Source organism: Pandoraea sp. ISTKB (assembly GCF_001721285.1).
Classification (GTDB): domain Bacteria; phylum Pseudomonadota; class Gammaproteobacteria; order Burkholderiales; family Burkholderiaceae; genus Pandoraea; species Pandoraea capi.
The window spans coordinates 1-10879 of sequence record NZ_MAOS01000076.1 but is presented as its reverse complement, the minus strand read 5'-3'; the positions used below and the strand labels follow the sequence as shown (position 1 = coordinate 10879).

Below are 10879 nucleotides of genomic sequence, written 5' to 3'. Positions count from 1 at the left end.
GAATCGACTGGAGGTGTGACATGGGTGCAATTGGACCGATCTGCGACGCACTGGTGACCGTAGGCACGTGGGCAAGCCGTGCTGCACCGGTAGCCAAGTTCTTCAACGACATGCTGGCGCTGTTCTGATCAGTGCGCGTCGAGCGAGACCGAATCGAACGTCTGAAGGTGCGAGATGCGTTGGAGATCCATCGAGTGAGGCAGCCATTCCGATGCGGTAAGCGAGTGCTTCCCGGACCTGGCTGCCCCCTCTTCTAAGACGGCATCAAGAAGCGGAGCACGCCGTTTCGGGGGCCTGAGCGAGACCCGAGCGGAGGTAAGGCAACAAACTGGCGAGCCCCAGGGCCGCCATCGCGGCACCGATCCAGAGCGGTGCACGCATGCTGTACCCGGCGTCGATGGCGGCACCACCCGCCCACGTCCCGAAGGCGAGACCGGCCGTAATCACCGACGTGTGCATCGTATTGACGAGCGGCCCCGGTGCTGCGGCCCGCATCACGCGCGCGACCATCGCCGGATTGAGTGACACGCCCGTCAGCCCGATAGCGGCGAACGCGGCGATACCGACCGGCGTCATCTCGGCCCAAAGCGCGAAGCTGATCAGCGCGAGTGCGAGCACTGACAAACCCGCGATCAACACGGTGAGCGTGTGACGGTCAGCGAAGCGCCCGACGACGGCGTTGCCGATGATGTTGGCGATGCCGTACATCGCGAGCAGATTCGGAATCGACGTTGCCGACACGCCGGCGACATTCAGAAAGATCGGCGAGAAGTAGCTGAACGCGGCGAACGTCGCGCCGATGATCAGACCACTGGTCGCAAACGCGGCCCACAGCGGACGATTCAGCAGCGAACGAAATTCCGCCGCCAGGCTGACGACGTCCTCTTCCTGCTTTTCACTCTTGGGTGCCCAGAGCGCAACCGCCACCGTGCAAAGCGCGGCGAGCACGGCGACGAGCCAGAAGCTGGCGCGCCAGCCGTAGTGCTGCTCGATGAAGGCCGTGAGCGGCACACCGACGACCGGCGAGAACATCAGCCCACCCAGCACGAAGGACGCGGCACGTCCGCGAACCGATGGCGCGACGAGATCGGCGCAGAGCGTCAGCGCGACCCCGAACGTTGCCGAGCTAGCCACCCCCATGATGATCCGGGCGAGGGCCATCACTTCATAGCGGGTCGAGACGGCAGCCAGCACGCCGCCGGCCACATTGATGCTCAGCAACCAGATGAGCGCCCGCTTATGCGGGGTGCGCAGCGCGAGCAGCAGGGCCGTGAGGACCGGGCCGCCGATGGTCATACCGAGGGCATAGAGCGAGATCAGATTACCGATGTCGCCGATACCGACGTTCATCGCGTGGGCGAGCGCAGGCATCATGCCGGCGACCATGAATTCCGCGGTCGTCATCGCGAAGACGGTGAGTCCTAACAGGTAGACGACGGGTGGCATTGTCGATTTTTGCGTCATAACTTTAACGATCATTCCATAATCGCAGGTGTGAATGAAACCCGCGAGGGGGGATTTAGGGTGTCAGGTGTTTTGGATGGTGTGTTGCGCGAGAAAGTCAGCGATGAGGTGACGGGCGGTGCCGGACGTCACAGTTGATCGAGCGTGCCCTGCATGACGCCTTCGAGGAAGGCGCGGTCGTGGACGGTGCGTCCGAGGGCGCGCAGACCGTAGTAGCTCGACATGAACGTCCGGGCGACAACAACGGGCGAGCGCTGGGTGGAGAGTTCGCCGTTGTGCTGGCCGATCGCGATCAGGTGCACGAGCACTTGTTCGATGCGGGTGAAGTAAGCCTGACTGATCCTACGAACCTTCTCGTCCTTGGCGCCGCGCTCAAAAGCGGCGAAAAGGGCCATGCAGCCGCGTTGCTTGTCGGGATCGAGGTCTTCGTCGATGCCCCATTGCATCATGGCGCGCAGCCGATCCTTGACGGAGCCGGGGGCGTTGAGAATGTCGGCTTGCTTCTGAAGGCCGAGCGTCTGATAGCGTTCGAGCGCTTCGTGATAGAGGTGGAGCTTGCTGCCGAAGGCGTTATACAGACTGCCACGTCCGAGCCCCGTGCATTCGACGAGCGCTTGTGCGGAGGTGCCTTCATAGCCGTTCGTCCAGAAGACGTCCATGGCGGCGTCAATGACGGCCGCGTCGTCGAATTCTCTGGGTCTGCCGCTCATGATGGGCCTCGTCGAATCGTGAGGATGGGAAATTGGGATATGGCCGGTGCGCAAGACGCAACGGTCGATGGCGTGACTATAGGCTATTTTTGACTCATCGTTCAAATAACCGGACGTGATATGTGGATTTGGCGCGTGCCGGGGTGGGCGTGCCCCGCAAAATGCCGCGAAGCCGTCACAGGGACGGCTTCGGCGGGCGCTGCATCCGTTCGCGGGGACTCTGTTACTTGGCGAACATGGGAGAGATGAGCGTTCTGAGGCTATCGAGCACGAGGGGCAGCGGATGTCCCATCTGCGCGTGCACGATGGCGCCGTCGACGGCCAGGGCGACGGCCCGCGCTTTCGCGGCACGAGCGGCACCCGGGGCGATGAGTGTTTCGATGGCGGACGTCATGTCGTCCTTATGCTCTCGCACGATTTCCAGAATCTGGGGATCGGCGGTCCCGAGTTCGGCCGACGAGTTCAGGAAGGCGCAGCCTCTGAAATCGTCCCGCGAGAACCATTGTGCGAGCGTGGCGACGAGCGCGTCGGCCGGTGATTGGCCGGTGGCAATCTGCGCATCCAGCGTCGTGCGAAACCAGTGGATCCAGCGCACATGCCGATAATCCAGATAGGCGTGGATGAGATCGTCCTTGCTGGGGTATTGACGATAGAACGTGACCTTGGCGACCTTCGACTGCTCGATGATCTTGTCGATTCCCGTCGCCCGGACGCCGTCACGATAGAACAGATCGTGCGCCGCGACGAGGATGCGATCACGCGGCGATGATTGGGCCGGGGAGTCATGAGTAGGATTCATAGGGGAATTGTAGACAGATCGTTCTACCGCGTCTACACTCCGCTATGTAGACAGGTCTGTCTACATGTCTCACTTTATCTCACTGTCAGGAGTCGTCATGGAAACACGTCCCCCTCTGCCGCCGTTCACGCGAGAAACCGCGATCGAGAAAATCCGTTTGGCCGAAGACGGCTGGAACACGCGCGATGCGGCCAAGGTCGCGTTGGCGTACACGCTGGATACGAAATGGCGTAATCGGGCCGAGTTTGCGAGCAACCGCGCCGAGGCGCAGGCCTTTCTGGAGCGCAAGTGGCGCAAGGAGCTGGACTACCGCCTCATCAAGGAGCTTTGGGCATTCGACGGCAACCGGATTGCGGTGCGTTACGCCTACGAATGGCACGACGACGCGGGCAACTGGTTCCGGTCGTACGGTAACGAGAATTGGGAGTTTGCGGAGAACGGACTGATGCAGCGTCGCTATGCGAGCATCAACGACATGCCGATCAAGGAAAGCGAGCGCAAGTACCACTGGCCGCTCGGACGACGTCCCGACGATCATCCGGGTCTGACGGAACTGGGCCTCTGAAATTGTGAAGTTGAGATGTACATGCTCCGGCGCCCCATCGCGCGGCGCTGGAGTGATTGCGAACGGCCGAAGCAACTGATCGCTGTGACGTTGTGCGTCAGAGCGCTAGCGGAAAGCTGCTGGGAAGTAGAAGACTTGCAGAACAGAACGTATCGAGAGATCGCCCGAGGGGCGTGAAGCGTTCTGGAGCGGGCGATGGGAATCGAACCCACGGCTCTAGCTTGGGAAGCTAGGGTATTACCATTATACGACGCCCGCGAAGAGCGCCATTTTACGCGGGGTTGGGGGTGTTTGGCAATCTGCGTGTTTGACAGGTGGGTACGATTCTGGTGTGAGAGCCTTGAGATCGATTCCCATCGTGGGCGCTTTTCGAGATTCTGTTCGGTCCGATTTAAGGAGGGCTTCGGGATCGTGAAATTACGTGGTTTACCCAGTTTGACCAGTTATTAAGACGAGATTTAATATTTCGATGCAGTACTACACGATTAATGGTTGTTCTTTCACGGGGAAATGCCATGGCGGGTAAGACTACGGGGGCGAAAGCTGCCCACAATGCTTCAAAAGTTCTGGAAAATTCTGCGACCGGCAAGAATTCAAAAACAGCAGCCGGCAGTGCGTTGTCCCAATCACACACCTCAAAGGTGACTTCGGCGAAAGCTGCGACCGCTGCATCGAAGGTCTTGCAGGATGGTCGAACAAGTGCTGCGTCTAAGAGCGCAGCGGGTTCGGCGTTATCGCAGCGGCAGGTCGCTAAGAAGAATTAGCCATTTGGGGGGCAACATGACTTCACGTCATCAAGTACTTTGCATTAACAAGACGGACCGCCAGAGTGCGCACGAGCGGATTCACAGCATTGGTGGAAAGAATCCCGACGGCAAACGCTGGACGCTCTCTCAGCAAGATGCAATAGCTGGGATCGAGGGGGGGAAGTGGTCGTTCTATGTATCTGCTGGCGGGCGTACGGCTGATGTTGTTGTTGCGGTTAGCCAGTTTGGTCACAAATATATCAAGACGGTCGCGGACGGGGTACAACCGGATAACCTTCTGAGCCTACCTGAGTGTCCCTAGCGATTTATTCGATGAATACGCGTGAGATTCTTGGCGCTGTTCGCCCGGAATTTGACCCACACGCATGGTGATGCCACGAGAACCCCGCGTATCCTGCGGGGTTTTCTGCTTATGTTTGCCGCTAATCTATCTAAGGACGTACCTGAGCCTGCGGTCGACGTGACCAAGGCTGGTGGTCATCGCGGCTGATCCTGCCCTGCGGGGTAACGAGAAGATAGAAACATAATTATTTTGTGTTAAGTCATTCAATCTACTCGCCATCATGTTTAATAAATTGTACGAAGTCGCATCGACTGCATGTGGGTTGATTACGGTTTTTCTTGATGGCGAGCAGATTAGTAGCGGGACTGGATTTGCGATCAATCCGGAAGGAGAAGTTTTGACGGCGGCGCATGTCGTGACGGGGCGCTTCCCGATACGGCATGAGGATTACACTTGCCCAGGCCTGCAAATATTCTGCAAATTTCCGGGCCACCCGGTGATCGAGTTCAGCGTGGTGTTTTGCGGTATTACGATTGCGGTTACCGGGCTGTCGAGACCGCTGCAAATTGACCTGGCGAGTTTAAGGCCCACACGGGCTCTGTCGCAGCCAGTTCCGTTTCTTCGTGCTTGTATTCTTCCCCCGAGGTTGGGGGATCGGGTATTCGTCGCGGGGTACTCAGATGAGCAAACTGTCCCGTTCGAAGTGAACAGGTTTCTTCCCGGCGGTGGTAAAGGAGTTGCAGAGTTTCTGGCTGCGATGGAGAAAGGCTACATGGCTGACATGACAGGCCCTCTGATCAAGGCCGGGTTCGTTGGAAATCTACGTAGAAGTGTTGCGGAAGGTGCTGCGGGGAGCATAGAGTGCGAAGTATTCTACGTGGACAACTCTGTGCATTCCGGTGCCAGTGGTGGGCCGATCTTGAACGAGAACGGAGACGCGGTGGGTGTGATTACTCAACGAGCAATCACTTCGGTATCACAGCCAGAATTCCCGCGGCTAAATATTCCGTCTGGTTGCACCGTGGGAATAGGGTTGCAGCCACTTGCATTTGTTGCCGCGAGAAATTAGAAAACCCCGTAATCTCTTGCTTCGCCCTGACCTTTCGGATCAAGTCGGAACTACCAAAATTCAACGGTTCTTCGCAAAGATCTCCGGGAATTCTTCTCCGCACAAACTAAGAAGGGCGTTATATATCTCGCTATCTTGTTCCGGACCGTCGGAATGAGTGCACAGTGCAAGATATACGTTCTTTTGCTCCTGCACTCCAAAGATCAACCACTCTCCAGTCAGTTTTCGTTTGGCGGCGCGATCCTGATAGCCTTCGATCACCAGTGCGTGAGCCAACCTTGCTTGCCAGCCAACAGCGGACCGATTTTCGTTTTCCTCTGATGCGACGCGGGCACATAATTTGTCGAACTTGTCACTCTCCGAGCCAGACCAGCCCCATTGGTTGGCGATGTTGTGCATAAGAAAGCGCGGATCGAAGAAGTGGACCTTCCATAGGCCACGCAGGGGGGCATGTTTGAATGCGCGGGGATTCGCGGTGCTGCTGCGATTTGGACCGTTCCCTTCAAGTTGTTGGATTACGTCGGTGATCGAAAATGTGTTGATGATCCGATGCTTCCACGCGCTGGTTAATTGTACGAGCAAGAACTTACTTAATCGCGAGGTGTTGATTCCAGCAAGTCCGGCATTCGATTCAGTGAACGACTGAATATCGTGCTCGGATACGCCGAAATCAGCCATGACGCTCGGATCAAGTTTCACGATTTTTCCTCTCCATTAACGGGTGTGGCAGGGGCGCTCGACATAAATATAGCCTTGTCAGACCGCTCGACTCAAATTGACGATGAGTCGTTTTAGCCCGCGATGCACTCTGGTAGGAAATGCATCACAACCTCGAAGAAGGGTACTTCCACCCTTCCCAAAAAGTGGGTAACGTTACAGAAAGAAGACGATGAGGTGTAACGGGGAATGAATTTCTATTGGGTTAACGTTGGTGTGACGATTAACGAAGTGTGTAAGGGGCACTTCCTTTGGGCTCCGGAGGCATCGCAGACGAAATCCGGTAACGTCAAACACCTAGATCATTGGGATAACGTCGCGAGTGTTCGTCAAGGCGATGTGATTTTCTGCTGCCACAATAAGGCCATCACTCATATCGCAACCGCGCGAGAGGATGCTTTCAAGGCCGATCGCCCGGCCAGTCGATCGTTCGTTGCCTGGGGAGTGTCGGGCCATCAAGTCAATGTGGCACTCCGCGAACTTCAAACCCCCATCATCCGCGACGAAATCGCTACCGATTTCATCTCGCATTTCGATGAACGTTGCGTTCCGCGTGTCTTCACAAGCAATGCGACGCTAAAGCAGATTTACATGGCTCGATTGCCGGCGGATGCCGGGGTGTATCTCCTCGATCGAGCCAACGCAATCAGTCTGTTCGAAGAATCGATTTTCTCGGCGAGCAAAGGTTTTCACAAGATCGGCAAGACCACCCGGGAAGCCATTGTGAAGGCCCGCGTTGGACAGGGGCGATTTCGAACGGACCTTCTTCGTCGTTGGAGCAATCGATGCGCGCTGACGGGGCTATCGAATACCGACTTGCTCGTCGCATCTCACATCCATGCTTGGAGCCTATGCGATAACGATGACCGCATTAACCCGGACAATGGGCTCCTGCTTGCTTCGCACATTGATCGACTGTTCGACCGTGGCCATATTTCGTTTGACGATCGCGGTGAGATGTTAATTGGCGAGACCCTTTCTGCCGCTGATAGATCAATACTCGCGCTCGACCGATGTACCAGACTGAGGTCCCTCACCGACGGCAATCGGACGTTCCTGGCAAAACACCGTGATCTCAACGGTTTCCTCTGATCTCGTAATCACTCGATCAATAGTTGCTGGGTGACCTTTCCTGAGAGCCTTGACGGGCTCACAAGAAATTCCCCATCTCAGCCAACAGGCTTGCCACGGCGTGGCGCAGCTTGCCCATGTGACAATGACAACCTTCAGTCTTGTCTAAAAAGAAAGGCTCCCGAAGGAGCCTTTCTCTACTTCACCCAATGCAAGCAGACATCAGCCCGATGCCGCTCGCAGAAGCACCCCCTCACCACCGATACCGATACCCCACTTGCCCGTAAATATTGCGACGGTAATCGCCGCCCATGTTGCGGGCGTACTTCGCGCCGGCGTAGAGCGACGAGGCGCGTCCGAGGGCGGCTTCGACGCCGGCGCCGATTTCATACCAGGTCTTTGCCAGACTGCTGTCGAACGTCGCACCGCCGACGTTCGTCGCGCCCGGCGACAGGAAGTCGTGCACGACATCGACCGTCAGGTACGGCGCAGCCGACCCGACACCGACCGAATTGCCCAGATCCGGTGTGTTGAGCTTGAAGCCGACGCGTCCGCGCAGGGCATTGGTCGTATTGCCCGACACCGACGAAACGCTGTCGCTGAACCCGTTCAGATGCAGATACTGATAGGCCAACTGCATCTGCGGCTCGATGGTGAAACCCGAACCCAGGATCGAGAACTTATGCCCGATCTCGCCCGACAACGCCGCGCCGAAACCGTTTTGCGTCGCACCCACGCCCGACACATCGCTGTACTTGTTGCGATAGTGCGAGAACTGTGTCGTCACGTCGATGAACGCGCCCTGCGGCAGGATGCGCGTCCAGTACGCCCCGACCGACTGCGCCTGCATCGACACCGAACCGGTCGCCGATGAGAGCGTCGGGTCCTGCGTGCGCGCGCTGTCGGAGAACGACGCCGACGCCGAACCGAACGTCGCCGTCAGCCCCGCCAGTGCACTGCCGCCCATGCCCGAGGCGTCGGTGTTCAGGCGCCAGTCACGCCCGAACTGCGCCGCGAACAGGCGCTCGTCTGCCCCGAATCGGCCCGACATCGTGCTGTCCATCGTCTTGCCGTACACGCGTCCCCAGACACTGTTCGACGCATCGTCGCCCACACCGCCGTTCGTGCGCACGCTGCCCAGACGCTCCTGCATCCGGCCCAGCATCGTGAAGCCGAAGTCGGCGTTCAACTGCGGCGTCATGGCGTACGCGACCGTCGCTGCACGGTACGCCGTCTCGCCCGACGCGTACGACGTCGACAGGAACCAGCTCGGATCGCCGCCGACCGGGCCGACCTTGCGAAGCAGATACTGATACGCCCCCGCCTGCACCGGCGAATCGAGCTTGAACGCTCCGTCCGACGCCGTGCCGTTGACTTGCACCAGTTCAAGCCCGTTGCCCGAGGTCGGTACGCCCGCACCGGACACCTTGAGTTTCAGGAAGGTCGTGCCGCTCGCGTTGCCGTTGATGACCAGTTTGTCCGACGCGACCGAGCCGTCGGGGCTGATCGTCGCGCCCATGAGCGCCGTGCCGTTGTTGCCGACGTAATTGCCCGCAATCGTGAACGTCCCGAGGGTGCCCGCCACCGCGCCTGGCGACGCACTGCCGACCGCGATGATGCCCGCGTTCGTCACGCTGCCCAGCGTGCCGCCGTAGCCCGCCAGCGTCGCGCCACTGGCCACGGTCGTCATGCCGCTGCCGAGCGTGGCGCTCCGATGCGATGCATCGCCGACGATCACCGTGGCGCCGCTCGCGAGCGACGTCGGTCCCGCGTACGTGCTCGCACCGTTAAGCGTGGTCGTGCCGGCGCCGAGCGAGACGGACGAGAAGTTCGAGATGGCGCCGTTGTAGCTGAACGCGTTGCCCGCCCCCGGCGTGATCGTCAGCGTGCTGGTGCCCGTGCCACCCGAGATGTCGCCGTTCACCACCGCCGAGCCGCCCAGAATCTGGAGGCTGCTGTTGCCGCTGCCCAGATCCACGGCCTTGCCGCTCTGGTCGGCGGTAATCGTGCCGTAGTTGATCACTGTGGCATCGTTCGCACCGGTATTGACCGCTGCGGCCGTTGCGCCGCCGCCTTCCAGCGTGCCGCCGGCCTGGTTGACGATGGTCACCGTGAAGGCGTTGCGCCCGCCCGTCACCGCGATCGCCGAATCGCTCTGGCCGCGAATGAGACCGCTGTTGACGATGGTCGTGTCCGTGTAGATGCCTTGTGGCGCAATGGGCAACCCCGAGACCGGATCCTTGTCGACGCCGGCGAGCGTAATGCCGCGCCCGATCCCGCCGGGCGTGTTCTCGCCGACGATCGTGCCGCTGTTGACGATGGTGCCGCCGCCGACCGTCACGCCTTCGCTCACGTCGTTGTTCGCTCTCGCGCCGCGAATCACGCCGGAGTTCGTGATGTTGACGATGCCGTCGACGTCCACCCCGTCGCCGTCAGCCGTCACGCCGTTCCCGATGATGGTGCCCGCGTTGACGATGGTGACGACTTCCTTGGCATTGAAGCCGTCGATGTTGATGCCGGACCCGTTCATGCCCTGAATCGTGCCGCCGGCATTGTTCGTCACGGACAGTTTGAACGTGCCGTCGGTCGTGGTATCGACGCCACCGGTAATGCCGTGACGCGCGCCCTGAATCACGCCGGTACCGGCGTTGACGATGGTCACGCCGCTGTTGGACTGCGCGTCGACACCGTCGCTGCTGCTCGTGCTGCCCGGATTGTTGGTCGAGCGGATGATGCCCGCGTTGTTCACCACGCCGTTCACCCCGGGACGAACCGCATCGGCTTCGTTCGCCTGAATGATGCCGCCCGCGAAGTTGTTCAGGACGTTGGTGCCGGTCGTGATCGCGTTGAAGTCGATGGCCTGACTGCCACCGGCCGACGTGTTGGTCGACGTGAGCGTGCCGTAGTTGTTGAAGACGATATTGCTGTTCGCCTTGTTCATCTGGATCACGTCGGCGTCGAACGTGGTCATGCTCGCGCCGACACCGTTCGTGATGGTCAGCGTCAGGCCCCCGGTGTTGTCGCGAATTGCGCGACCGGTGCCGGTCATGTTGATCGTGCCGTTGTTGACGAGGGTGGCGTTGCCCGTCATGGTGATCCCGACCGCGCTGCCACCGAGCGACAGCGTGCCGCCCTGATTGATGGTGCCGGTCTGGCCGCTCGACAGCGTCTGTGCGGTCGTGAGCGTTTGCCCGTTGACGATCTGGAAGTTAGCGGCGAGGGCGTTTTGTTCGGCGAAAAGCGCGATGACGCCCGCAAGAATGGCGATAGGTTTCATAAACCCCGATGTCCTCTTTGGAACTTGTTCGAAGTCGCCAAGTATTGGAGGGCGTCATGACGAATTCATGAAAGGAAACGAAAGGCTGTCAAATTGACGGTAAATGGGACACATGGCGGGGACGAGACGAATGAAGGGGACGGATGAAAAGGTAGGT

Annotated in this window: 9 protein-coding genes and 1 tRNA gene; 4 read left to right on the top strand and 6 right to left on the bottom strand. The window is 59.3% G+C overall.

Going from position 1 to position 10879, the window contains the following annotated elements:
- Window positions 1–264 precede the first annotated feature (264 nt).
- The 3 genes from A9762_RS24965 to A9762_RS24955 form a co-directional block, all read right to left on the bottom strand.
- Window positions 265–1446 carry an MFS transporter gene (locus tag A9762_RS24965; protein ID WP_083254279.1) on the bottom strand — a complete coding sequence of 394 codons (1182 nt, stop codon included), beginning with the start codon at window positions 1444–1446 and terminating at the stop codon, window positions 265–267.
- Window positions 1447–1592: 146 nt separating this feature from the next.
- Entirely contained in the window at window positions 1593–2174 is a 582-nt protein-coding gene (locus A9762_RS24960) for a TetR/AcrR family transcriptional regulator (RefSeq protein ID WP_069344681.1), read from the bottom strand.
- A 223-nt stretch (window positions 2175–2397) separates the two neighbouring features.
- On the bottom strand, window positions 2398–2973 hold the full coding sequence (locus A9762_RS24955; RefSeq protein ID WP_069344680.1) for a TetR/AcrR family transcriptional regulator: 576 nt from the start codon (window positions 2971–2973) through the stop codon (window positions 2398–2400).
- A 97-nt stretch (window positions 2974–3070) separates the two neighbouring features.
- Between A9762_RS24955 and A9762_RS24950 the strand changes: the two genes are divergently transcribed.
- Window positions 3071–3538, top strand: coding sequence for a nuclear transport factor 2 family protein (locus tag A9762_RS24950; RefSeq protein WP_069344679.1), 468 nt, complete (start codon window positions 3071–3073; stop codon window positions 3536–3538).
- 184 nt (window positions 3539–3722) lie between these two features.
- On the opposite strand, the gene A9762_RS24945 is transcribed toward A9762_RS24950, so the two are convergent.
- Window positions 3723–3796, bottom strand: a tRNA-Gly gene (locus A9762_RS24945).
- A 429-nt stretch (window positions 3797–4225) separates the two neighbouring features.
- Between A9762_RS24945 and A9762_RS28295 the strand changes: the two genes are divergently transcribed.
- Both A9762_RS28295 and A9762_RS28290 read left to right on the top strand, forming a co-directional pair.
- A complete protein-coding gene (locus A9762_RS28295; RefSeq protein WP_371443335.1) occupies window positions 4226–4606 on the top strand; it encodes a DUF3892 domain-containing protein in 381 nt (126 codons plus the stop codon).
- Between the two features lie 262 nt (window positions 4607–4868).
- Complete coding sequence (locus A9762_RS28290) at window positions 4869–5657, top strand: serine protease (protein ID WP_083254276.1); 789 nt, start codon at window positions 4869–4871, stop codon at window positions 5655–5657.
- A 60-nt stretch (window positions 5658–5717) separates the two neighbouring features.
- Here A9762_RS28290 and A9762_RS24940 read toward each other — a convergent pair whose 3' ends face one another.
- Window positions 5718–6356, bottom strand: coding sequence for a hypothetical protein (locus A9762_RS24940; RefSeq protein ID WP_069344678.1), 639 nt, complete (start codon window positions 6354–6356; stop codon window positions 5718–5720).
- Window positions 6357–6563: 207 nt separating this feature from the next.
- Between A9762_RS24940 and A9762_RS24935 the strand changes: the two genes are divergently transcribed.
- Complete coding sequence (locus A9762_RS24935) at window positions 6564–7466, top strand: HNH endonuclease (RefSeq protein WP_069344677.1); 903 nt, start codon at window positions 6564–6566, stop codon at window positions 7464–7466.
- 232 nt (window positions 7467–7698) lie between these two features.
- On the opposite strand, the gene A9762_RS24930 is transcribed toward A9762_RS24935, so the two are convergent.
- The gene (locus tag A9762_RS24930; protein ID WP_069344676.1) at window positions 7699–10722 is read right to left on the bottom strand and encodes an autotransporter outer membrane beta-barrel domain-containing protein; all 3024 of its coding nucleotides are present in this window, start codon (window positions 10720–10722) and stop codon (window positions 7699–7701) included.
- Window positions 10723–10879 lie beyond the last annotated feature (157 nt).

Excerpts from the sequence above, each read along its gene's own strand:
- A9762_RS24950 (WP_069344679.1), top strand. The coding sequence starts at position 3,071 with ATGGAAACACGTCCCCCTCTGCCGCCGTTCACGCGAGAAACCGCGATC.
- A9762_RS24935 (WP_069344677.1), top strand. The coding sequence starts at position 6,564 with ATGAATTTCTATTGGGTTAACGTTGGTGTGACGATTAACGAAGTGTGT.
- A9762_RS24960 (WP_069344681.1), bottom strand. The coding sequence starts at position 2,174 with ATGAGCGGCAGACCCAGAGAATTCGACGACGCGGCCGTCATTGACGCC.
- A9762_RS24955 (WP_069344680.1), bottom strand. The coding sequence starts at position 2,973 with ATGAATCCTACTCATGACTCCCCGGCCCAATCATCGCCGCGTGATCGC.
- A9762_RS24965 (WP_083254279.1), bottom strand. The coding sequence starts at position 1,446 with ATGCCACCCGTCGTCTACCTGTTAGGACTCACCGTCTTCGCGATGACG.
- A9762_RS24930 (WP_069344676.1), bottom strand. The coding sequence starts at position 10,722 with ATGAAACCTATCGCCATTCTTGCGGGCGTCATCGCGCTTTTCGCCGAA.
- A9762_RS28295 (WP_371443335.1), top strand. The coding sequence starts at position 4,226 with ATGGTCGAACAAGTGCTGCGTCTAAGAGCGCAGCGGGTTCGGCGTTAT.
- A9762_RS28290 (WP_083254276.1), top strand. The coding sequence starts at position 4,869 with ATGTTTAATAAATTGTACGAAGTCGCATCGACTGCATGTGGGTTGATT.